This is a genomic window from Halopenitus malekzadehii, assembly GCF_900108505.1.
Taxonomy (GTDB): domain Archaea; phylum Halobacteriota; class Halobacteria; order Halobacteriales; family Haloferacaceae; genus Halopenitus; species Halopenitus malekzadehii.
Window position 1 is genome coordinate 1 of the sequence record NZ_FNWU01000011.1, and the last position, 20,669, is coordinate 20,669.

Below are 20,669 nucleotides of genomic sequence, written 5' to 3' on the forward strand. Positions count from 1 at the left end.
ATCACGCTCTTAGAGTACAAGGCCGAGTTGTACGGCTGTCACGTTGTGCAGGTTGAAGCGGCAGGAACGACCAGAGAGTGTGCGTCGTGCGGTGTGGAGACAGCCAAGCCCATTTGGGTTCGAGAACACTCCTGTCCAAGTTGTGGATTCGAGTGTGACCGTGACGCGAACGCAGCAATGAATGTGCTTCAACGCGGTTTTTCTGAATTAGGGCTGGAATGGCCCGAAGACACGCCTGTGGAGACTGCGCTCCCTACGGACACTCATTCGGTGTCTGCAAAGCGCGTCATCGAAACAGGAAGCCCCTGCCTCAAGGAGCCGACGAAGGCAGCGACTAGGCAGGGGTAGTTCACGTGGTTACACTCGTGTTGCCTGAACTATATATGGGTTTGCAACCAAACTAGATATGTGATAAAACTACAGAACACAGCAGTCCTCGGAACCGATTCGCCCGACCACCCGGGATCGGACCCGGAACGATCCCCCAGCATCGACGACCGCGGCGATCAGGTCGTCGCCGTCCGGCAGCCGTCGCCGACCACGGGCGTGACGGGGCGGACCGCGGGGATGAGTGATGGCCGGACGGAGATCGGCGCATAATGGGGCCGATCACGTCGCCACAGTCGTCAGCAGGGATCGATTCGGGGTGGGGCCCGGTGTTCGTGCGCCTCGCACTCGGGATCCCGCTGCTCATCGCCGGCGCCGGAAAGGTCCTGGCGATCGGTCCCAAGCCGATGGGCCTCTCGGGATTCGCCGGGTTTCTCGCGAGCCTCGGCGTTCCGTTCGCTCCGATCGGCGCGTGGGGCGTCGGCCTCCTCGAACTCGTCGGCGGGGCCCTGTTGCTGGTCGGCCTGTTCGTTCGAGTCACGGCCGCACTCGTCGCCGTCGATATGCTCGTTGCCACCGCTCTCGTCCATCTTCCCAACGGGTATCCCGCCGCAAGCAACGGCGTCGAGTTGACGCTTACGCTGAGCCTGATCGCGCTGGCGCTCGTCGTGAGCGGCCCCGGCGTGCTCTCGATCGAACGGGCACGGCTGAGTGGAGCCGATCGTCTCACGGACTCGGACCCACAATGAATCAGGACGTTTTCCCCCAGGGAACACACATCGGCCGCACTGCACTCCGCGTCACGAACCTCGGCGAAGTAACCGACTTCTACCGGGACGTCGTCGGCCTGACCGTGCTCGAGGGATCCGACACCCGGTCGGTTCTCGGGGTCGCGGATACTCCGCTGCTCGTCCTGGACGGCGATCCGACCGCACCCGACCGACACCAGTCGAGCGCTGGCCTCTACCACACGGCGTTCAGAGTGCCCTCGCGGGCGGCGCTCGGTGACGCGCTGTCCCGGATCCGGGACAACTGGCAACTCGGCGGCGCCTCGGACCACTGGGTCAGCGAGGCGCTGTACCTTACGGATCCGAACGGAAACGGGGTCGAGATCTATCGCGACTTCCCGCGGGAGGAGTGGCCGCACAACGACGACGGGAGCGTTCGGATCGGGACCGAACCGCTCGATCTCGACGCCGTCGATGCGGCGGCCACGGGAGCCACGCGGGCACCTCCCGAAACGGACATCGGACACATCCACCTCGAAGTCTCCTCGCTGGACGCGTTCAGGGACTTCTACATCGACACCCTTGGGTTCGAGGTCCAAACGGCCGCGCCCGCGGCGTCGTTCGTGTCCGCCAGCGGGTATCACCACCATATCGGTGCCAACACCTGGCACCGCCGAACGGACCCGATCGCCGGACGCGGGCTCTCGTGGTTCGAGATCGTCGTTCCGGACGGGGACGCACTCGCCGCCGTCCGCTCGCGGATCGAGGACCGCGGGAGCCAGGTCACCGAGACGGACGACGGGCTCGTCGTCGCCGATCCCGACGCGATCGAGGTCCGAATCCGGGCCGATCCGTCGACGCGCTAGGAACGATCACGTCGTGAACAGATCCGTCTCGGACGGGGCCTCGAAGAGCCCAAACCTGACGCCGGCGTCCAGCCAGCCGTAGCCGTAGGAGTACGACGCCAGCGCGTTGACCGGATCGTCGTCGGCCCGAAAGTGGCGGCCGTCGCGGAGATACGACTCGGCCATCTCCCGGCACTCAGCTGCCGCCTGTCCAAGCGGGGTGTCGGCGGGGGCGACCGTCTCGGCCTCCGCGAGCGCGTCCGCGAGCATCCGCTCGTAGCGATCCGTCTTCTCCACGAGGTCGGCCGTCATATCCACCGATCGACGACCGCCCCACAAAGGGCTGCCGTCCGGCTCTGGACGAGCGACCGTCGACCCGGACGGAGCCATCGGCCAGCCGCGTCAGCCGCCGTCGGAGACGACGACGTCGTCGACGGCGACCGCGTCGCCCCGCCGGGATCGAACCCTGAGGGCGGCGATCGTGTCGATCGGGGACCCGAACGACTGCGTCATCCGGATGAGCTCGCTGTCCCCCACGTCGGCGAGGGCGGCGTCGAACTGCCCGGCGGCGAAATCGACGCTCTCGAAGGACAGCTTGTACCACCGCCCCGGCTGCACGGTTCCCGACAACAGGTCGCTTGCGCCCCCGGACTCGGAGTCGGTCTCGGGGTTCACCACGACCTCCAGCCCGTTGTTCCCCGTTTGCACCTCCGCGCCGAAGCCGAGGGCGCCGGCGGGATCCCGAAACTCGAACCGGACGCTCGTCACCTCGGACGGGACCCGCCACCACAGCGAGTAGGTGTCGACCGTCGTCTCCGGGATCGCGAGTTCGATGCGGCGGGCCTCGGCGGGCAGAAAGACCGCGCCAGCCCCTCGTGCCGCATCATCGATCGACTCCAAGGCATCGACGTCGCCGCTCCAGTCGCCCGGTCCGTCGTCGAAGTCCGCGGCGAACTCGCGTGTGGGGACCGAGGGAGTGTCGACCGCGGCTGCCGGCGTGTCGCTTCCGCCGGCAGTCGCCTCGGACGATCCCTCCTCGACCCCGACGCCGACCTCTTCGCGGACCTCCTCGAACGACGTACAGCCGGCTAGTCCCGCGGACGCGGCCGTGGCGCCCGCGAGGAGCAGTCGTCGTCGTGTGGGCCGATCGGGGTTACTCATTCGTGACCCCCGATCACTCGGCTCCGCGGAGGCGGGCGCCGATCAGGAGGAACGCCAACAGTGCGGTCACGACCGAGAAGCCGGGAATGGACCCGGACGTCTCGTTCCCGCCGCCGTTCGAGCCGGAGTCGTCCGCGTCGTTCGATCCCGACCCGCTCGCGTCCTCGGTGGTCTCGCCGCCGCTCGACCCATCGGTGTCGCCGGTATCGTCACCGGCGTTCGAACTTCCGTCGCCATCATCGCTCCCGCCGTCGTCCGAATCGGCGTCGAACGAGCCCGGCGTCTCCGCGGTCACCTGCGTCGACGACCCGTCGGTATCGTCCGTCGAGCCATCGTCGGCGCCGCTCGTCGACGCCCCGCCGCCGCTTACGGTGATCGTCTCCTCGTGCTGATCACCCTGTGAGTCGGTGACGATGACGCGAACGAGCGTCTCGCCGTCCGCGGCCGCAAGCTGGTGGTCGAGATCGACGCGGCTCGTCGTCTCGTCGCCGCCGTAGGCGCGCACGATGTCGATTATCTCGTCCGTCTCGGGGTTCACCGACTCGATCGTCACGCTGTCGATCTCTCCGCGATCGACGCGTCCGACCACGGACACGTCCCCGTTCTCGACGGTCGTCCGCTCCTGGTCGAAGGTGACGGCCGGATCGATGTCGCGGTCGTACACGATGGTGTAGTCACGTTCGATCGTGTTTCCTGCCGCATCGACCGCCGTGATGGTGATGTCGTTTTCACCCTCGTTGAGCGAGACGACCGTGTTAACCTCCGTGGAGAGCCGATCGCGGTTCGGCTCGGCGTGCGTCGACTGGAGCACTTGCGTCGTCGATCCGGTCGGTCCCTCGAGCTCGACGCGGTCGAGCTTCACGTTGTCGGTGACGGTTCCCTGGACGCGAACCTCGTCGGTTCCGGTTCGTTCCGGAACCGTGAGGTCCATCGTCGGTTGTTCGGTGTCGTCGACGTAGAGGACGAACTCGTGGACGCGGGTGTTCCCCGTCTCGTCGGTGTAGGTCGCCGTGATCTGGTTCTCGCCGTCTCCGAGGAACAGCTCCTGTGAGAAGGATCCACCGGGGTTCGATATCTCGTACGACTCCCGAGTCGTCTCACGTTGGCTTGCAAAGATGTAGTCGTGGCGGCGTTCGATCACGATCGACTCGACGCCGAACTCGTCCACGATGTCCGCGGCGAGCGTCACTTGCGCGTCACCGACCGTCGTGCTTTCCGGCGGCGACGACAGATCGGGCGTCGAGAACGGCGACGTATATCGGAGATACGGGCTGGTGCTGTCCTTGTGTACGGTCGCCTCGTACGTCGAGGTGCCGCCGGCGTTCGTGATTATTTCGAGCGTGTTCTCCCCGTCGTCCATCTCGACGTCGAGCGTCCGTGAGAACGACTCCGATCCCGGCTCGAAGCTTTCCCGGATGTCCCCGTTGACGCGGACCTCGACGAGGTCGATCGCCGTGTCGGCCTCGATCGAGACGTCGAGGGTCGGGTGTCCGTCGACCCGAACCGTATCGCCCGCCGCCAGTTCCGTCCCGTCGACGCTGACGGAGGTGTTCTGTACGTCACCAACCACCACTCCAGCCATCCCCGCGATGGCTATCGCGATGACGATCCCCCAGATCGCCCCACGAACCGAACGTCGTGTCATACGACGATATGACGGATCGGAGCACTTAACGCTTCGTGGTCGCCGGAGCGGTGGACGACCACGCGAACCACGCCCGATCGGCGGGTTCAACAGACGGGCTTCGGGTCGACGCCGAGCGACTCCAACGTCTCCACGTGTTCCTCGTAGGCGACGGCGACGACGTCGGCGGCCGCCTCGGTCGCGACCTCCCAGTCGGCCTGGTCCGTGCAGATGGCCGCAAGGAGATCGAGCGCGCGCTTGCGTTGCCCCTCGAGATCGCCGCGAAGCTCTCGGAAGACGCCCGCAGTCTGCGGGTCCGCGTCCCCAACGAAGTACCCGACGTACTGGGACTTCGACTCGTCGGCGACCAGGATCCGGCCGAGCAGCGCGCCCGCCCGCTCGACCGTTCCGTCGATCGACCGGAGATGGGTCGGGATCGCGAGATCGTCGGTGTCCTCCTCGTTCCACCTCTCCTCGGCGTCCCCGTCGAGCTCCTCGCGGACGCGCTCGGCGTGCACCCGCTCGTCCGCGGCGATCGACTCGAAGACCTCACGGGCGTCCTCATCGGGCTCGTCCGCGGCCCACGCCGCGAACGTTTCGGCTGCAGCCAGCTCCGCGACCGCGGCCGCCTCGAGGACGCGATCGGCCTCGAGTTCGCCCTCGGTGGCGGCGTACAGTGCCTTCGAGGAGCCGAGCCTGGAGAGTTCGGTCGCGAGGTCGGACTGGACGGTCTCGAGCACGTCATCGGGAGCCATACGAAAAACACGGGCCGGGAGCGACTTAACGTGTATCGTTAGTGTCCTTGCTCGCCGTCGCTCTCACGCGTCGACCTCTCACGCGCCGTCGCCGGTCTCGATCGGCGCGTCGACGAGGTTGCCCCACTCGGTCCAGGAACCGTCGTAGTTGACGGTGTCCTCGTAGCCGAGCAGCTCGTGGAGCGCGAACCACGCGACCGAGGAGCGCTCGCCGATGCGGCAGTAGGCGATGGTCGTCTCGCCACCGTCGATGTCCTCGGCGGCGTACAGATCCTCGAGCTCATCGCGGGTCTTGAACGTGCCGTCGTCGTTCGTCACTGCCGCCCACGAGATGTTCTTCGCGCCGGGGACGTGGCCGCCACGCTGGGCTGTCTCCTGGAGTCCCGGGGGCGCGAGGATCTCGCCGCTGTACTCCTCGGGCGAGCGGACGTCGACGAGCGGGATCCCGCGGTCGATCGCCTTCTCGACGTCGTCGCGGTACGCCCGGATCGTCTCGTAGGGACCGCCGGCCTCGTAGTCCGCCTCGGGGAAGGAGGGAACCTCGTCCGTCGTCGGATAGTCGTTCTCGACCCAGTACTCGCGGCCGCCGTCGAGTAGCTTGACGTCGTCGTGGCCCCAGTACTTGAACTGCCAGTAGGCGTAGGCGGCGAACCAGTTCGAGTTGTCGCCGTAGAGGACGACCGTGGAGTCGTCGCCGATCCCGTGGGCGGAAAGCAGCGCCTCGAAGTCCTCCTTCTCGAGGATGTCGCGCTGCGTCTGATCCTGGAGCTGGCTCTCCCAGTTGAAGCCGATCGCTCCGGGGGCGTGCGCCTCGTCGTAAGCCTCGGTGTCGACGTCGACCTCGACGAGCCGAAGATCCGCGTCATCGCTCTCGAACTCGTCCAGCCGAGCCTCCACCCAGTCGGCGGAGACGAGCACGTCGTTCGCGTAATCTGAGTCTCCCATAGCGCCCGATCCTACGGGCTCTTCGTATAAGGCACCCAACACCACGGACATACCCGCCTCTCGTTCGATTCAGAGGCAATATTAGCCGACTCGTGGATGGCACAGACGGATCGGCGGTGAAATGATGACTCATACCACGGTGTCTCCCGCAATAATTGCCGGTGATCCGAAGGATCGGCGGGATCGCGACGAGCCCACGGAGTCAACTATCCGGAGGGAGAAAGACGGCCAATGACCGAGAAGTCGGAGATGTCTGGATCCGATGGCGGTACTGACGGCGCCGAGATCGTCGTTTCGGCCGCGTGGCTCGCCGATCGCCTCAAGGAGCCGACCGTCCGCGTCGTCGACGTCCGCGACGCCTGGGAGTACGACGCGATGGGCCACGTACCCGGTGCCGTCAACGTGCCGTTCGATGCGTTCCGCGACCGCGAGGGGCCGGACCTCGGCACGCTCCCCGGTGCAGCGGCGTTCACGGACCTCCTCGGCGACGCCGGGATCGCTCGCTCTGACACGATCGTCGCCTACGACGACACGAACGGCGTCTTCGCGGCGCGGTTTCTCGTGACCGCCCTCGTCTACGGTTTCGAGGACGTGCATCTGCTGAACGGTGACTTCAGTGCGTGGAAGCACGACCATCCGGTCGACGGTGACCCCGTCGAACGCGATCCCGTCACGGTCGAACCGCGTCGTGTCGACGGCCCCGAGTCACCGATCCTCGAACACGACGCGGTGGTCGAGCTGCTCGAGTCTCCGGCGGCGGACGTCGTCTTCCTCGACACTCGAGACGCCGAGGAGTACGCGGCTGGGCATCTCCCGGGCGCCGTCCGGTTCGACTGGACGGAGGCGGTCGATCCCGACACCCGGGGGTTCCGTTCGCCGGACGTCCTCCGGAAGCGGTTCGCCGAGCGTGGGATCACGCCGGACCGGCCCGTCGTGCTCTACTGTAACACCGCCCGGCGGCTCTCACACACCTACGTCGCGCTCCGGTGGATCGGCGTCGACGACGTCCACATCTACGAGGGCAGCCTGACCGAATGGCGTGATCACGGTCGCGATCTCGTCGCCGAGGAGTGATCCCGGAACGGATGCCATCTGCACCGGGACTGGCCCGGCCGCCGCACCCGACAGCGCAACCTACATACGCCACGATCGCCAACGATCCGGTATGAGTGACGACCCGATCGAACACCGACGCCTCATCGTCGCCGGGACCGGGATCGCCGGCCTCACAGCCGGTATCTACGCCGCGCGGGCGAACAACGATCCCCTCATTCTCGAGGGCGACGAGCCGGGCGGACAGCTCACGCTGACGACCGACGTCGAGAACTATCCGGGCTTTTCGGAGGGGATCGGCGGCCCCGAACTGATCACCGAGATGAAGGCGCAGGCCACGAAGTTCGGCGCCGAGACGAAGAACGGCGTCGTCGAGTCGGTCGACGACTCGGATCGCCCGTTCCGCGTCAAGCTGACGAACGGCGACGTCTACACCTGCGACGCGTTCATCGCCGCGTCCGGAGCCTCCGCGCGGACCCTCGGCATCCCCGGCGAGGACGAGCTGATGGGCTACGGCCTCTCGACGTGTGCGACCTGCGACGGCGCCTTCTTCCGCGGCGAGGACATGCTCGTGGTCGGCGGCGGCGACGCGGCGATGGAGGAGGCGAACTTCCTCACCAAGTTCGCCGATACGGTCTACATCGCCCACCGGCGCGAGGAGTTCCGCGCCGAGGACGTCTGGATCGACCGCGTGATGGAGAAGGTCGAGGACGGCGAGATCGAGATCCTCCGGAACACCGAGGTCACCGAGCTCCACGGCACGCCCGAGGAGGGGATCGACCAGGTGACCCTCGTCGAGCACCCCGACGGGCACCCCACGGAGAAGCTCGAGGACCCCGATACGGCCGACGAGGTCGAGGAGTACGACTTCGACGTCGGCGCCGTGTTCTTCGCCATCGGTCACACCCCGAACACCGACTACCTCGCGGACACCGGCGTCGAACTCGACGAGGCCGGCTACCTCAAAACCGCCGGCGGCGACGGCGGCGGTCAGACGAAAACCGGCGTCGAGGGACTGTTCGGCGCCGGCGACGTGGTGGACTTCCACTACCAGCAGGCGGTCACCGCCGCCGGAATGGGCAGCAAGGCCGCGATCGACGCCGACGAGTACCTGACGGAGCTGGAACGCGCCGGCGAACTCGCCGACACGGACATCGCCGACGCGGACGCGGAGGCCGCGACCGCCGACGACTGACGACCCTGCCGCCTATTCTTCGCCGTCGGTCGCCGCCAGCGCCGCAGTCGTCGCCTCCTCGCTGAGTCGCTTGCGAACGCGGTGGCTCGCTTCGGCGTCGACGTGCACCTCGATCAGGGTGCTCCCGTCCCGGGCCAGCGATTCCCGATACGCCGACGCGAGGTCCTCGCTCGTACCGTCTCCGTCCTCACCTCCATCTCCATCCCCGTCACGGGCATCGACGGTCACGTACCGGAGCCCGTACTGGTCGGCCAGCGTCGAGAACTCGATCCCGTGTGGCGTCTTGAACCACTCCGTGAACTCGGGATCGTACTCCTCTATCGGCAGTTTGTGGAAGATCCCGCCGCCGTCGTTGTTGACCGCGACGATCGTCGCATCGACGTCACACCGGTCGAGCGCCAGCAGCCCGTTGGAGTCGTGATACAGCGCCAGATCCCCGGTGAGCAGCGTGAGGTCGTCCGTCGTCGCCGACCCGGCTCCGAGCGCGGACGAGACGATCCCGTCGATCCCGGAGACGCCGCGGTTGCCGCAGACGGTGAGGCTCGTGGTTCCCGGGCGCCCGAACCGGTCGAGGTCCCGGACCGGCATCGAGTTGGAGACGAACAGCGTCGCGGGGTCGGGCAGCTCCGCGAGCAGCGTCTCCGCGACGCGTCCCTCGTGGAACGCGTCGGCGGACTCCAGAGCCGAGAACGCCGCATCGTCGGCGCGTTCCCACTGGTTCGCGAACGCGCCGCCCGTATCCCCACTCCCGACGCTCGTTCGTCCACCACGACCCGACGCGCCGACGAGCCGGGACAGGTCGCCACAGAGCCGGTTCGGCTCCGCGATCACGAGGTCGGTCGCCGCGAACTCGGCCTCCCGCCAGCGGCCGGCGGGGTCGACGACGTACTGGTCGGCGTCCGTGGCGGCGAGGTATTTCCGCAGCGACTTCGAGGTCGGGGACGCGCCGAGTCGGAGGACGACCTCGGGATCGCGCCAGGTGGGCGTCGACGCACCCGCCACGTCCGCGGAGAGATAGGCGTCGTAGCCGCCGATCACGGGTGCAACCCGGGCGTGGCCGCCGAACCGGAGCCCGGAGAGTGGATCGGCGAGGATCGGGTACCCGGTTGCGTGCGAGAGAGCCGTGATCGCCTCGGCGTCGAGCCCGGGCGGATCGGCCGGCCCGGCGACGATCAGACCGCGGTCGGCCTCCAGAGCCGACGCGAGCGCGCGCAGGTCGCGGTCGTCCAGTCTGGCCGCGCCGGTCGTCCGGCCGACGTAGGGTCCGTCGCGTCCCGACTCCGCGGCCGGATCGAGGTCCGTCGGCACGTCGCCGGGAACCGGCGCCGGCTCGAGAGGCTTCGCAAACGGGACGTTGAGATGGACGGGACCGGGGTCGGTCCCCTCAGCGGCGGCGAGCGCCCGAGCGACGGTGGTCCGGACCGAGGCGAGCGCCCGGTCGGACGCGGCGGGCTCCGGAAGGTCCTTATAATACCGGACGGCGTCGCCGTAGAGCTTCTCCTGGTCGGCGGTCTGGTTGGCTCCGGAGTCACGCAGCTCCGGCGGGCGGTCGGCGGTGAGCGCAAGCAGCGGGACGCGACCCTGGTCGGCCTCCATCACCGCCGGGTGGTAGTTCGCGGCCGCGGTTCCGGAGGTACACACGAGCGGCGTCACCTCGCCGGTGCGGCGCGCGCGGCCCAGCGCGAAAAAGGCCGCCGACCGTTCATCGAGCTGGGAGAAGACGTGGACGTCCTCGTGGCGGGCGAACGCCATCGTCAGCGGCGTCGAACGACTGCCGGGGGAGACGACGGCCGCCGAGACGCCGGCGCTCGCCAGTTCGTCGACGATCGCCGTCGCCCACAGCGTGTTCCGGTTCGGCGCGGTCATACGGGTCGGTTCGTCCCCGACCGCTTATAAGCCGGCGAAAGCGGTCGCTCCGGATCGGCGGTCCGTCGCCGCCGAGCCGCGTTCGTCCGTTTCTGCAAGCCTTATGCCCGCCGACGGCCTCGGATCGCGTATGAGCGAGGACGACGCCGAAGCGATCGAGTTCGAGGACCATCCGGATGTCGAGACCAAGGCGTCCACGGATGCGGACGCTGACGACGTGGACGCGGACGGTTCGGACACCACAACCGGGGATGTGGACGACGGCGGCGAGCCGACCCTCGCCGACCGCGTCGCCGACCTCGACGACGAGGACGCGGCGGCGATCGCCGAGGCGGTCGCGGACCTCGAAGCGCGCGTCGAGGAACTCGAGGCCGAGACCGACGAGCAGGCCGCGGAGATCAAGGACCTCACCGACCGGCTCAAGCGCAAGCAGGCGGACTTCCAGAACTACAAACAGCGTGCGAAGCGCAAACAGGAGTCGATCAAGGAGCGTGCCGCCGAGGACCTGATCGAGCGGATCCTCCCCGTTCGGGACAACCTCCAGCGCGCGCTCGAACAGGAGGAGGGCGCCGACATCCGACCGGGCGTCGAGTCCACCCTCGAGGAGTTCGACCGGGTGCTCGCGGACGAGGACGTCGAGCCGATCGAGCCGGAGCCGGGCACGGACGTCGATCCCACCCGCCACCAGGTGATGCTCCGCGTCGACAGCGACCAGCCCGCGGGCACGATCGCCGAGGTGTTCCAGCCCGGCTACGAGCTCGGCGAGTCCGTGATCCGCGAGGCGCAGGTCACCGTCAGCGAGGAGTAGCGCGGGACGCGGTCGTGGCCGCCGGCGTCGGTCCGATCCCGACCCCAGTTTCCTTCAGTCGCCTCAGTCGCCGCCGGCACCGGACCCAGCGTCGGCCACCGGTTCCGGGTCGGTCTCGGCGCTGTACGCCTCCGCGAGCCCGTCGAGCGCCTCGTGGTGCTCCGAGGCGTGCGGGACGGACAGCGGGGAGACCGACACGCGGCCCTCGACGATTGCCCGGCGGTCGGTCCCCTCGGGGTCGGGCACGTCGCCGGTGCGCATCCGGTCCCAGATCCGGTCGTGAAGCGTGATGTCGCCGGTGTCGGCGTCCCACTCGGCGTCCATCTCGTAGAGGGTCGAGGGCTCCGTGACCGCGATCGCGGCGCGCTCGCCCGGCAGCGGCCCCGACTCGCCGTCGGCCATCGGGGCGTTCACGTTGAGGTAGTCGGCGTGGTCGAAGACGCCGGCGTCGATCGCGTGATCGACGAGGTAGCGCGTCACGGCGGCCGCGTGCGCGAAGTGCTCCGGGTCGGGCTCGAGTTCCCACCAGTCGTCGCCGCCCGGCACGTACATCGAGGTGGCGATCGCGGGGACCTCGAAGAAGGCGGCCTCGACGGCGGCCGAGACGGTGCCTGACCGGCCCAGGACGTACTCGCCGAGGTTCGCGCCCTTGTTACAGCCGGAGACGACGGCGTCGGCGTTCGGAACGAGCTCGCCCAGGCCGGCGACGACGCAGTCGGCCGGCGTGCCCTCGACGGCGTAGCCCAGGTCGTGGTCGTGGACGACGACGTCCTGGGAGATCGACCGCCCGACCGCGCTCTGGTCGGCGGCGGGGGCGACCGCAACCACGTCGTAGGCCGGGGTGAGGGCGTCGTACAGCGCGCGAAACCCGACGGTCTCGATCCCGTCGTCGTTCGTGAGAAGGATCCGATCGACGCTCATACCGACTCCAGGGTCGGACACTTAAAAAACGCTCCGCCACCGCGGCGGACCGAACGCTGGGAGGGCCGTCAAGAGGGGAAGGTGATCTAGTTGGTTGGGGCGGTCTGTGAACCGAGCGTCGCGGATGAATCACCGTTGGCGGATCGCCAGTTTACGGAGACGGTTTCGCCGTCCCAGGTGCTACTATCACTACCTTTCCAAACATCATAGCTACTTCCCGCTGACACATCTCCGTCCCAACTCGTATCTCCGTTAAGTGTGATTCCGCCGGTCGCGTTGACGGTAACCGTGTCACTGCTGGCGTCGATCGTATCGCCGCCGGCGTGACTGATCGTCACGTTGTTTTCGTCGTTGAAGTCGAAGTTGAAACTCGCGGTCGGCTGGGTGTTCTGCAGGTCGTCGCCGAGGCCGAGGACGAACGTCCCGATGACGGCGGCCAGGATGACCGTAATCGCCACCATCAGGATCACGCCGATCACCGGCGAGACCGCTCTATCCTCCGTAAACAGGGTCTTGAGGTCGTGTAGGTTCATTGGTGTATGCGCAGTCCTGGGACTCGTACGCCGACCGATCGTCGATCGGGTCCCTCCTCCCAGCGGCTGACGATCATAGATTAATTCTAGAAGTATATAAAAACACGCTTCAAAATATCAAAATTGGTAGCGAGAAGGCCGCTATCCCGGGTATGCCGACAGTTAGCGTTGTTCGACTCGACCGGGATTCGCGTCGGGAGCGATATAAAAACGACGGTCGGACGCGGGATCGACGATCGCGTTAGGGCGCCGTCTGCGAGGCGAGCGTCGCCGACGAATCGCCGTTGGCGGACTGCCAGTTCACGGTGACCGTTTCGCCGTTCCAGTATCCTTCTGCATCGTTATCGTTAGTAGTTCCATTATAAACGTACAGCGTTTCACTGTCTCCGGCACCGATCTCCTCATTCCAGTCGAACGGAGCCTCGGACGGCGCTTCATCGCTCGAGTCGTTCAGTACCTTGTCACCAGTTACCGCCACGGTTACCTGATCGCTACTGGAGATAACGTCACCGCCACCGTGACTGATCGTGACCGACTCCGGCGCTGATCCGTTCGCGTTGAAGTTCATATTGAAGCTTGCGGTCGGTTGGTTGTTCTGTAGGTCGTCGCCCAGCCCGAGCACGAACGTGCCGATGACGGCCGCCAGAATGACCGTGATCGCCACCATCAGGATCACGCCGATCACTGGCGAGACCGCTCGATCGTCCGTAAACAGGGTTTTGATGTCGTGAAGTTGCATTGTGAAGAATCAGTCCTGGGACGATCCACCGATCGATTCGATCGGTGGATTCCGCCCAACATCTGACAACAAAACCTACGTGCTCAACGTATATAAACAACAGCTTCAAAACAACCGCGATCGTGTGTGTGAGGCCCTCTCTATGCTGTTTGCGGGTGGTTGGCATCCAACGGTAAGGATGGCGATCGTGGTCGACGCCCCTCCACCCAACCATTAAGCCGATCGTCGGAGACGAGTCGATCGATGACGTCCCAGTCCCCGCCGTCCCTCCCGCGAAGCTGGACCGCCGCCGTGATCATCCTCGGCACCCTGATCCTCGGCTATTCGGTGATCATCGCCGGGCAGATCCTGCTCGGCGTCATTCCGGTACTCCTGCTCGTCCTGTTGTATCTTCTCTGGCGGTTCGTCGTCGCCGTCGAGTCGATCGCCGACGCCCAACAGCGACTCGCCGCACGCCGAGAGCGACGGGAGCGATAATTGATCGACGACGCGTGATCCAGCGTGTGTGACACCGGAACCGTTTCCGGTTGGGTGTACGGTAGTCGCGAAACGACGACGGCTCGCCTGAAAAAAGCCGTTGAACTCGGTTATACCGTCGGTGCGTCCTGGGAGCCGAGCTGGGCGGAGGAGCTCCCGTCGGCAGATTCCCAGTTCACCGAGACGGTCTCGCCGTTCCAGGTGCTCCCAGAATCACTCTCGTTGTGCAGGTAGAACGTCTGGCTGCTCCCGGCACTCAGACTGTCGCTGTACGTCCACGTGAACGGGGAACTTTCATTACCGCCATCCGATGAATTTCCAATATCTGCACCACCAGTAACGGCGACCGTCACCGTGTCTTCACTGCTGATGCTGTCGCCGCCGCCGTGGGAGATTGTAACGCTGTCGTTTCCGCTGTCGTTAGTCTCGAAGTCGAAGTTGAAACTTGCGGTCGGCTGGGTGTTCTGCAGGTCGTCGCCCAGCCCGAGCACGAACGTGCCGATGACGGCCGCCAGAATGACCGTGATCGCCACCATCAGGATCACGCCGATCACCGGTGAAACCGCTCTATCCTCCGTGAACAGGTTCTTGAGGTCGTGTAGCTTCATATGTGCGTGTGTCCCCAACTGGGTCGTATCCCGATCGGTTCGATCGATTCCCGCCCAGCGACTGACGATCGGAGAAAACGGGTACACCTATATAAAACATCGCTTGAAAGTATCGGACTTGATAATTAAATGACGAATACGATCGCCGACCCCGTTCCCCCAAAAACACGCGCTCGATCGGGAGTGGACCGCCGCTACCCGTCGATCTCGACGTCCGTCTCGACCGGGTCGGCATCGTTGATCGCGACCGCGACGGTGTAGGTGCCGGACTCCTCGGGCGTGTCGACCGCGGGATACTCGACGACGATCACGTCGTCGGTTTCGAGGGCGTACCCGGTGTCGAGCGCGATCGTGTAGGAGTAGTCGTTCGTGTTGACGCCGCTCACGTGGGTCTCGTTGAACCGGCGATCGATCTCGCCGTCGGCGTCGGTGTCGACCCGAGCGAGACGTTGTCGTGGGCGACGGTTCCGACCGTGAACCGATCGCGGGGGTAGCTGACCGCGACGGCGTCCCACTCCTCGCCGGCCGTCGCGTCGCCGGCGCTGAAACCGTGTCGAGGTCGAACCGTGGCGGAATCGGCCGGTTCCGGGGTCGGACCACGTCCAGATCGGCCGGTTCCGGAACCCCGGGTCGCGACCGATCTCGGAGCCGGCGGCGCTACTCCTCGACGAGCGAGCCGAAGAGCTCGTCGGCGTCGGCGGGCACGTCGAAGTCGTGGTAGTGTTCGCCCTTCTCCTCGCTCAGGATGTTGAGCGCGGCGGCGGCGCCGTCGCCGGCGGAGATGACCGCCTGCCACTCCTCGGCGCGAACCATCGCGCCGGTTGCGTAGGCGCTCTCGACGGAGGTCTCCATCGTCACGTCCACGTCGACGACGTCGCCGTCGAAGTCACACCCCAGCGACTCGGCCAGGTCGCGGTTGGCGCCGGTCGCGAGGATCACGTAGTCGGCGGCGTGCTCCTCGCCGTCGGCCGCGACGACGAAGCCGTCGCCGTCCGCCGAGACGTCCGTCACCTCGGTCCCCTGGTGGCGCTCGACGCCGAAGTCGTCGACCTGATCGCGGAGCGTCTCCATGTAGACGCTCCCGTCGATCGAGCCGATCCCGGGGTAGTTGAACAGGTGAGCCTTGTGCATCCAGGTGCCGTCGGTGTCGAAGACGGCGGTCTCGAGGCCGTTTTTCGCGGTGAAAAGCGCCGCGCTCAGTCCAGCCGGTCCGCCGCCGATTACGAGTACGTCTGCCATCGTCGACCGTTGGGCACGATGGGCCATAAAGCCACGCGAACCGGAAGGCCGGTCGGCTGACCCGGGCGTGCCGGATCGCCCGTCTCAGTCGGTCGTCGGCTCGACGTCTGTGGCCGCGTCGACGTCTCGCGATGGCTCCGACTCCTGTGCCGGCTCCACGCCATCGCCGCCACCGGCTGGGGTCGGGTTCGTCAGCGATCCATCCCGCCAGGTCCCGCGGGCGAACCAGAGGTAGGCGATGACCCCGCCGACGATGTTCGAGACGGCGAAGGAGGCCCAGACCCCGGCGGAGCCGATCACGGTCGCGCCGATCCACGCGATCGGCAGCCGGACGAAGCCGAGAGTTACCACGGACAACACCGCCGCGATGAGCGTCTTGCCGGCGCCGCGGAACCCGCCCGTGTAGGCCCGCATCACGCCGATGAACCCGAAGGTGAGCGCGGCGTACCGGAGGAACGTCGCGCTCTCGGCGATGACGGCGGGGTCGTTCGTGAAGATCGCGGCGATCGGTCGGGCCGCGATCAGGGTGATCACGCCGACGCCGGTTAGGATGTACAGCATCGCCCGCGCGCCGAAGTGGTTCGTCGCCGCGGCTCGGTCCGGCTTCCCCGCGCCGATGTTCTGTCCGGTCATCGTCTCGATGCCCTGTGAGACCGCCAGCGCCGGCAGGAAGACGACCGAGTAGATCCGCGTGCCGATGCCGTAGGCCGCCACGACCGTCTCGGGGAAGGCGGCGATGACGAACAGCAGCAGGTTGATCGACAGCGACCGCGCGGTCCCCTCGACGGAGGCCGGGAGGCCGATGTCGAACACCTTGCGCGCGAACGCGCGGTCGGGCGCCATCTGTCCGAGGCGGATCCGCACGCCCCGGGTCCCACGGAACATAATGACCAGCCCGACGATCAACGCGAGCGCACGCGAGAACACCGTCGCGATCGCGGCGCCCTCGATCCCGGAGCCGGTGTAGCCGGTCGCGGTGAACAGCCAGGACTGGATCCCCCCGGCGCCGAGCGCCTCGAAGAGGGGATTCTCGGTGAACCCGAAGATGAGGATCGGATCGAGCACGACGTTGAGCACCACGGATCCGGCCATCACGTACATCGGCGTCACCGTGTCGCCGTAGCCGCGCATCAGCGCGATGAAGACCGCGAACCCGAACACGAAGACGAGCCCGGCCGAAAAGACGCGCATATACGACTCCACGAGTGGGGCGATCGCGTCACTCGCGCCCAGCAACACGAGGAATTCGTCGACGAACAGGAGGCCAAGCCCTCCGAGAAGCACCGAAGCGATCACGGCGTAGCTCATCGTCTGGGAGGCCGCGTACTCGGCCCGATCCGTTCGGCCGGCGCCGACGTGTTGGGCCACGAGCACGCTCCCAGCCACCGAGAGCCCGAGCGCCAGCGAGATGAGCAGGAACACCATCGGAAACGCGAAGCTGATCGCGGCGAGCGCGGTGGTGTCGAACTGTCCGAGCCAGAAGGTGTCCGCCAGGTTGTAGGCGGTCTGGAAGAGGTTCATCACCACGATCGGCAACGAGAGGTAGAACAACGGCCAGCCGATGCCGCCCTCGGTGAGATCGAGGTCGTCGGGACCCTTGAACAGCGAGTCGATCGCCGAGCCAAGCCCCATCAGGGCCACCCCATCGTCCGGACCGTGTCTCCCCGTGACGACTGACGACGGCGTCGGCGTCGAGCCGTGTTCGTCGTGCGGCTCGTACTCGTCGCGCGGTTCGTCGATCGATCGGTAGGTGTGTCTCGTATCAGTCCTGTAACCATCGTCACCTCGGCCTCCCAAACTCCACGATCCCGTTCCGGTCCGCCTCCGGCGTCCCGGTCGGGTACCGGTGAGAGGGAGGGCTCTCGCGAGTCTTACCGTATTTACTGACTAGTCAGTCAAAAGGGTTGTGGACCCAGGGGCATTCACCCCGATCCCTGTGTACTGTTCACGAGTCAGTCGGATATACCGGTGTGTAACGCTGAAACACGCCGATCGACGATCGACGATCGACGGGCCGGTTCGACTGACGGCTCGGTCACGTTTTCGGCATTGGTCACAACAGTTATACACCCGGAACGAGCGAACGGACGTATGGCGGAGTCGCCGGATCGACGATCCTCGGACATCGACGAGGCGATCATGCAGGCTACCTACCGTGCGCTCCACGAACACGGCTACGCGGGACTCACGATGCAACGGATCGCCGACGAGTACGGCAAATCGACGGCCGCGATCCACTACCACTACGACACGAAGGAGGACCTGCTCGCGGCGTTTCTCGACTACCTGCTCGAGCGGTTCCGGGAGGCGGTTCACGAGGTCGAGACGACCGACCCGGAACAGCGGCTGCAGCTCCTTCTCGACCAGCTGATCGTCGATCCGGGCGACCACCACGGGCTTCTCATCGCGATGCTGGAGATGCGGAGCCAGGCACCCTACAACGAGACGTTTCGCGAGCGATTCCGGCAGAACGACGAGTACATTCGATATCTCCTGGAGACGGTGATCGACCACGGAAACGAGGCGGGCGTGTTCGCCGGCGTCGACCCCGAACACACCGCACGAACCCTGTTGACGGTCGTTGACGGCGCACGAACGCGCGCGGTGGTCCTCGAGGAGCGAACCGCCCTCGAGACCGCACGGCGAGCCGTCGAGGAGTACGTCGACGCGGTCGTGTTGGCGTGAGACGGACGCGTCCGATGACCGCCGTCGGCATCGATCGAGGACCGACCGGCCGACGTCGATACTATCGAAAGTATAAAGACCGTAACTAACCGTTCAGTTACCATCGAACGGAGGACGGTGGGCCGCCCCCGAAGCTCTATCCGGGTCGGTCGACCGAATCCGGGGAGGACGCCGCACCTCGACGGCACGGATCGGGGACCACACGATCGCGAGCCGAGTATGGGACCGAACACATCGCCATCCAACGTCGTGCTCATCACGGTCGACTCGCTGCGTGCGGACGCGATCGGCCCCTACGACGGGGACCGCCATACGCCGGTGATGGACTCGCTTGCCGACGACGGCGCCGTCTTCGATCGTGCCTTCGCGACCGGCAACTGGACGCCGTTTTCGTTCCCCTCGATCCTCGCCTCACGGCCGGTGTTCGCCGATACCGGCCGCATCGGTGTCTCCGACGTCCCGACGCTGGCCGGGGTGGTATCCGACGCCGACGTCGCGACCGGCGGATTCAACGCCGCGAACGGCTTTCTCACCTCCCACTGGGACTACGACGACGGGTTCGACGAGTTCGAGCCCTTCGTCGCCAGCGTCGGATCGAGCATTTACAGCCGGTACCTGGCGACACATCCGACCGTCGAGGCCTGGATCCAGCTCGCGACGGCGCCGGTTCGTCGGCTAGGGTCGTGGGTCCGCGGCGACACGGACGACCGGCCGTTTCTCGACACCTCGCGGATGTTCGACGTCGAACACGCCGCAACCGAGTTCGTCGAGACCACCGACGAACCGTTCTTCCTCTGGATCCACTATATGGACGCGCACACGCCCTACGTTCCGGCGCCGCGGTACATTCGGGAGGTGTCCGACGGGCTCGTCGGCACCCACCGAATGATCCACGCACACACCCGAACCGGGCTCGGCTGGGAGGTCGGCGATCGAACGCTGTCGGAGCTTCGAACCCTCTATCAGGCCGCGGTTCGGCAGGTCGACGCGAGCATCGGCCGTCTGCTCGAGACGCTCTCGACGACCGGCGTCGACGATGAGACCGCGGTCGTCGTCGCCGGCGATCACGGCGAGGAGTTCCAGGAGCACGGCCACCTCGCCCACTATCCGAAACTCTACGACGAGCTCATTCACGTCCCCCTCATCGTCGACGTGCCGGGTGCCGACGGCCAGCGCATCGAGGGACAGGTCGGCCTCGATGCGATCCCGCCGACGGTGGCGGACCTCCTGGAAGTCGATGCGCCGGCCGCGTGGACCGGCCAGTCGCTCGTCGATTCGGTCGTCGCGGGCGATACCCCCGACGATGAGCCGGTCGTTTCGGTGACCGTTCGCGGTGAGGAGGTGACCGCCCAGCCCATCCCGCGGTCGCTCTCCGACGGCGACCTGCTCGTCAGCGTCCGCGACCGGGATCGGATATACATCGAGAACGTCGACACCGGCGACGTCGAGTTCTACCGCCGACCGGACGATCCGACCCAACAGACGACCCTCGCGGCCGACCCGCGACCGGACGACCGGGCAGCCATGGACCGGTTCGCGACGATCGTGGACGACCACGCCGCGGTGTTGCGCGAACGCGACGCAGCTCGTGCGGACGCAGCCGGGGGAGACGGGGACGGAGACGACGGCGACGTCGATGAGGACCTCGAGGCACGCCTCTCGGCGCTCGGCTACCGGTAGATGATCCGGTCGTTCATCAGAAACCTCCACAGCGGCCCCGTCGCACTCCAACTGCGTCGGTTCGTCATCGTCGGTATGATCGCCGCCGGCGTCCAGATGGCGTTGTTATGGGCGTTCGTCGACGTCGTGGGGGTTCACTACCTGCTTGGCGCGACGATCGCGATCGAGATCACGATCATCCTCCAGTACGGGATCAACAACGCCTGGACGTTCGAAGCGGCCAGCAACACCGGAACCGAGTTCCTGTCGGGGCTCGTGAAGACGAACATCGTCCGCGGGTCGGCGATCCCGATCCAGCTCGGCATCCTGTTCGGGTTCGTCGAGCTCGCCGGAGTCCCGTATCTCATCGCGAACGCGCTCGCGATCGGAATCAGCGGCGGCTATCGATTCGTCCTCGACGCGAAGTGGACCTGGGGGCAGTGACGCGAAGTGGACACCATCGACGGCGACGGCTCGACGTCCTGACGGCGGGTGGCGACG

24 protein-coding genes are annotated in these 20,669 nt (G+C 66.5%); 11 read left to right on the forward strand and 13 right to left on the reverse strand.

The genetic code is table 11. The annotated features are described in order from the left end of the window. The 4 genes from BLW38_RS12365 to BLW38_RS12380 all read left to right on the forward strand — a co-directional run. Positions 1-348: zinc ribbon domain-containing protein (locus BLW38_RS12365; protein ID WP_143040878.1), on the forward strand; the 348-nt coding region annotated here is incomplete at its 5' end. 60 nt (positions 349-408) lie between these two features. Then, positions 409-600 carry a hypothetical protein gene (locus BLW38_RS12370; protein WP_092817529.1) on the forward strand — a complete coding sequence of 64 codons (192 nt, stop codon included), beginning with the start codon at positions 409-411 and terminating at the stop codon, positions 598-600. Continuing rightward, positions 600-1,076, forward strand: coding sequence for a DoxX family protein (locus BLW38_RS12375; RefSeq protein ID WP_092817530.1), 477 nt, complete (start codon positions 600-602; stop codon positions 1,074-1,076). Before BLW38_RS12370 ends, BLW38_RS12375 begins: the two co-directional genes overlap by 1 nt. Continuing rightward, the gene (locus BLW38_RS12380) at positions 1,073-1,921 is read left to right on the forward strand and encodes a VOC family protein (RefSeq protein ID WP_092817531.1); all 849 of its coding nucleotides are present in this window, start codon (positions 1,073-1,075) and stop codon (positions 1,919-1,921) included. Before BLW38_RS12375 ends, BLW38_RS12380 begins: the two co-directional genes overlap by 4 nt. 6 nt (positions 1,922-1,927) lie before the next feature. Here BLW38_RS12380 and BLW38_RS12385 read toward each other — a convergent pair whose 3' ends face one another. From BLW38_RS12385 to BLW38_RS12405, 5 genes are all read right to left on the reverse strand, one after another. Continuing rightward, positions 1,928-2,212 (reverse strand): DUF357 domain-containing protein, encoded by a 285-nt coding sequence (locus BLW38_RS12385; RefSeq protein ID WP_092817532.1) that lies wholly within the window; start codon positions 2,210-2,212, stop codon positions 1,928-1,930. Between the two features lie 90 nt (positions 2,213-2,302). Next, on the reverse strand, positions 2,303-3,061 hold the full coding sequence (locus tag BLW38_RS12390) for a hypothetical protein (protein ID WP_092817533.1): 759 nt from the start codon (positions 3,059-3,061) through the stop codon (positions 2,303-2,305). 13 nt (positions 3,062-3,074) lie between these two features. After that, entirely contained in the window at positions 3,075-4,706 is a 1,632-nt protein-coding gene (locus BLW38_RS12395; protein ID WP_092817534.1) for a hypothetical protein, read from the reverse strand. An 86-nt stretch (positions 4,707-4,792) separates the two neighbouring features. After that, positions 4,793-5,440, reverse strand: a complete 648-nt coding sequence (locus BLW38_RS12400) for a rubrerythrin family protein (RefSeq protein WP_092817535.1) — start codon at positions 5,438-5,440, stop codon at positions 4,793-4,795. Positions 5,441-5,518: 78 nt separating this feature from the next. Next, a complete protein-coding gene (locus BLW38_RS12405) occupies positions 5,519-6,385 on the reverse strand; it encodes a sulfurtransferase (RefSeq protein WP_092817536.1) in 867 nt (288 codons plus the stop codon). A gap of 231 nt (positions 6,386-6,616) precedes the next feature. On the opposite strand from BLW38_RS12405, the gene BLW38_RS12410 reads away from it, so the two are divergent. Together BLW38_RS12410 and BLW38_RS12415 are read left to right on the forward strand one after the other, a co-directional pair. Then, on the forward strand, positions 6,617-7,459 hold the full coding sequence (locus tag BLW38_RS12410) for a sulfurtransferase (protein WP_245710213.1): 843 nt from the start codon (positions 6,617-6,619) through the stop codon (positions 7,457-7,459). 91 nt (positions 7,460-7,550) lie between these two features. Further along, a complete protein-coding gene (locus BLW38_RS12415; protein WP_092817537.1) occupies positions 7,551-8,633 on the forward strand; it encodes an NAD(P)/FAD-dependent oxidoreductase in 1,083 nt (360 codons plus the stop codon). A 12-nt stretch (positions 8,634-8,645) separates the two neighbouring features. On the opposite strand, the gene menD is transcribed toward BLW38_RS12415, so the two are convergent. Then, a complete protein-coding gene (menD, locus tag BLW38_RS12420; protein ID WP_092817538.1) occupies positions 8,646-10,499 on the reverse strand; it encodes a 2-succinyl-5-enolpyruvyl-6-hydroxy-3-cyclohexene-1-carboxylic-acid synthase in 1,854 nt (617 codons plus the stop codon). 130 nt (positions 10,500-10,629) lie between these two features. On the opposite strand from menD, the gene BLW38_RS12425 reads away from it, so the two are divergent. Further along, positions 10,630-11,307, forward strand: coding sequence for a nucleotide exchange factor GrpE (locus tag BLW38_RS12425; protein ID WP_092817569.1), 678 nt, complete (start codon positions 10,630-10,632; stop codon positions 11,305-11,307). A 63-nt stretch (positions 11,308-11,370) separates the two neighbouring features. Here BLW38_RS12425 and surE read toward each other — a convergent pair whose 3' ends face one another. The 3 genes from surE to BLW38_RS12440 all read right to left on the reverse strand — a co-directional run bounded on the left by surE (position 11,371) and on the right by BLW38_RS12440 (position 13,500). Further along, positions 11,371-12,228 carry a 5'/3'-nucleotidase SurE gene (gene surE, locus BLW38_RS12430; RefSeq protein ID WP_092817539.1) on the reverse strand — a complete coding sequence of 286 codons (858 nt, stop codon included), beginning with the start codon at positions 12,226-12,228 and terminating at the stop codon, positions 11,371-11,373. An 86-nt stretch (positions 12,229-12,314) separates the two neighbouring features. Beyond that, positions 12,315-12,761, reverse strand: coding sequence for a type IV pilin (locus BLW38_RS12435; RefSeq protein ID WP_092817540.1), 447 nt, complete (start codon positions 12,759-12,761; stop codon positions 12,315-12,317). 241 nt (positions 12,762-13,002) lie between these two features. After that, a complete protein-coding gene (locus BLW38_RS12440) occupies positions 13,003-13,500 on the reverse strand; it encodes a type IV pilin (RefSeq protein WP_092817541.1) in 498 nt (165 codons plus the stop codon). 243 nt (positions 13,501-13,743) lie between these two features. On the opposite strand from BLW38_RS12440, the gene BLW38_RS12445 reads away from it, so the two are divergent. Continuing rightward, complete coding sequence (locus tag BLW38_RS12445) at positions 13,744-13,977, forward strand: hypothetical protein (RefSeq protein ID WP_092817542.1); 234 nt, start codon at positions 13,744-13,746, stop codon at positions 13,975-13,977. Positions 13,978-14,087: 110 nt separating this feature from the next. Here the strand turns inward: BLW38_RS12445 and BLW38_RS12450 are convergent, their stop codons facing one another. The 4 genes from BLW38_RS12450 to BLW38_RS12465 all read right to left on the reverse strand — a co-directional run bounded on the left by BLW38_RS12450 (position 14,088) and on the right by BLW38_RS12465 (position 17,456). Continuing rightward, positions 14,088-14,585, reverse strand: a complete 498-nt coding sequence (locus BLW38_RS12450; protein WP_092817543.1) for a type IV pilin — start codon at positions 14,583-14,585, stop codon at positions 14,088-14,090. Positions 14,586-14,779: 194 nt separating this feature from the next. After that, positions 14,780-15,100 (reverse strand): hypothetical protein, encoded by a 321-nt coding sequence (locus tag BLW38_RS15945; RefSeq protein ID WP_143040879.1) that lies wholly within the window; start codon positions 15,098-15,100, stop codon positions 14,780-14,782. Positions 15,101-15,242: 142 nt separating this feature from the next. Continuing rightward, a complete protein-coding gene (locus BLW38_RS12460) occupies positions 15,243-15,824 on the reverse strand; it encodes an NAD(P)/FAD-dependent oxidoreductase (RefSeq protein WP_092817570.1) in 582 nt (193 codons plus the stop codon). 84 nt (positions 15,825-15,908) lie between these two features. Next, positions 15,909-17,456: an MATE family efflux transporter gene (locus tag BLW38_RS12465; RefSeq protein ID WP_092817571.1), complete on the reverse strand. Its 1,548-nt coding sequence runs from the start codon at positions 17,454-17,456 to the stop codon at positions 15,909-15,911. A gap of 459 nt (positions 17,457-17,915) precedes the next feature. Here BLW38_RS12465 and BLW38_RS12470 point away from each other — a divergent pair, with 459 nt between their 5' ends. The 3 genes from BLW38_RS12470 (at position 17,916) to BLW38_RS12480 (ending at position 20,612) form a co-directional block, all read left to right on the forward strand. After that, positions 17,916-18,509 (forward strand): TetR/AcrR family transcriptional regulator, encoded by a 594-nt coding sequence (locus BLW38_RS12470; RefSeq protein ID WP_092817545.1) that lies wholly within the window; start codon positions 17,916-17,918, stop codon positions 18,507-18,509. A 219-nt stretch (positions 18,510-18,728) separates the two neighbouring features. Further along, positions 18,729-20,189 carry a sulfatase gene (locus tag BLW38_RS12475; protein WP_092817546.1) on the forward strand — a complete coding sequence of 487 codons (1,461 nt, stop codon included), beginning with the start codon at positions 18,729-18,731 and terminating at the stop codon, positions 20,187-20,189. Further along, positions 20,190-20,612, forward strand: coding sequence for a GtrA family protein (locus tag BLW38_RS12480; protein ID WP_092817547.1), 423 nt, complete (start codon positions 20,190-20,192; stop codon positions 20,610-20,612). Positions 20,613-20,669: the final 57 nt, after the last annotated feature.

What these genes read in the sequence shown, in the direction of transcription:
- BLW38_RS12375 (WP_092817530.1), top strand. Translation starts at nt 600, where the DNA reads ATGGGGCCGATCACGTCGCCACAGTCGTCAGCAGGGATCGATTCGGGG.
- BLW38_RS12380 (WP_092817531.1), top strand. Translation starts at nt 1,073, where the DNA reads ATGAATCAGGACGTTTTCCCCCAGGGAACACACATCGGCCGCACTGCA.
- BLW38_RS12385 (WP_092817532.1), bottom strand. Translation starts at nt 2,212, where the DNA reads ATGACGGCCGACCTCGTGGAGAAGACGGATCGCTACGAGCGGATGCTC.
- BLW38_RS12390 (WP_092817533.1), bottom strand. Translation starts at nt 3,061, where the DNA reads ATGAGTAACCCCGATCGGCCCACACGACGACGACTGCTCCTCGCGGGC.
- BLW38_RS12395 (WP_092817534.1), bottom strand. Translation starts at nt 4,706, where the DNA reads ATGACACGACGTTCGGTTCGTGGGGCGATCTGGGGGATCGTCATCGCG.
- BLW38_RS12400 (WP_092817535.1), bottom strand. Translation starts at nt 5,440, where the DNA reads ATGGCTCCCGATGACGTGCTCGAGACCGTCCAGTCCGACCTCGCGACC.
- BLW38_RS12405 (WP_092817536.1), bottom strand. Translation starts at nt 6,385, where the DNA reads ATGGGAGACTCAGATTACGCGAACGACGTGCTCGTCTCCGCCGACTGG.
- BLW38_RS12410 (WP_245710213.1), top strand. Translation starts at nt 6,617, where the DNA reads ATGACCGAGAAGTCGGAGATGTCTGGATCCGATGGCGGTACTGACGGC.
- BLW38_RS12415 (WP_092817537.1), top strand. Translation starts at nt 7,551, where the DNA reads ATGAGTGACGACCCGATCGAACACCGACGCCTCATCGTCGCCGGGACC.
- menD (WP_092817538.1), bottom strand. Translation starts at nt 10,499, where the DNA reads ATGACCGCGCCGAACCGGAACACGCTGTGGGCGACGGCGATCGTCGAC.
- BLW38_RS12425 (WP_092817569.1), top strand. Translation starts at nt 10,630, where the DNA reads ATGAGCGAGGACGACGCCGAAGCGATCGAGTTCGAGGACCATCCGGAT.
- surE (WP_092817539.1), bottom strand. Translation starts at nt 12,228, where the DNA reads ATGAGCGTCGATCGGATCCTTCTCACGAACGACGACGGGATCGAGACC.
- BLW38_RS12435 (WP_092817540.1), bottom strand. Translation starts at nt 12,761, where the DNA reads ATGAACCTACACGACCTCAAGACCCTGTTTACGGAGGATAGAGCGGTC.
- BLW38_RS12440 (WP_092817541.1), bottom strand. Translation starts at nt 13,500, where the DNA reads ATGCAACTTCACGACATCAAAACCCTGTTTACGGACGATCGAGCGGTC.
- BLW38_RS12445 (WP_092817542.1), top strand. Translation starts at nt 13,744, where the DNA reads ATGACGTCCCAGTCCCCGCCGTCCCTCCCGCGAAGCTGGACCGCCGCC.
- BLW38_RS12450 (WP_092817543.1), bottom strand. Translation starts at nt 14,585, where the DNA reads ATGAAGCTACACGACCTCAAGAACCTGTTCACGGAGGATAGAGCGGTT.
- BLW38_RS12460 (WP_092817570.1), bottom strand. Translation starts at nt 15,824, where the DNA reads ATGGCAGACGTACTCGTAATCGGCGGCGGACCGGCTGGACTGAGCGCG.
- BLW38_RS12465 (WP_092817571.1), bottom strand. Translation starts at nt 17,456, where the DNA reads ATGGGGCTTGGCTCGGCGATCGACTCGCTGTTCAAGGGTCCCGACGAC.
- BLW38_RS12470 (WP_092817545.1), top strand. Translation starts at nt 17,916, where the DNA reads ATGGCGGAGTCGCCGGATCGACGATCCTCGGACATCGACGAGGCGATC.
- BLW38_RS12475 (WP_092817546.1), top strand. Translation starts at nt 18,729, where the DNA reads ATGGGACCGAACACATCGCCATCCAACGTCGTGCTCATCACGGTCGAC.
- BLW38_RS12480 (WP_092817547.1), top strand. Translation starts at nt 20,190, where the DNA reads ATGATCCGGTCGTTCATCAGAAACCTCCACAGCGGCCCCGTCGCACTC.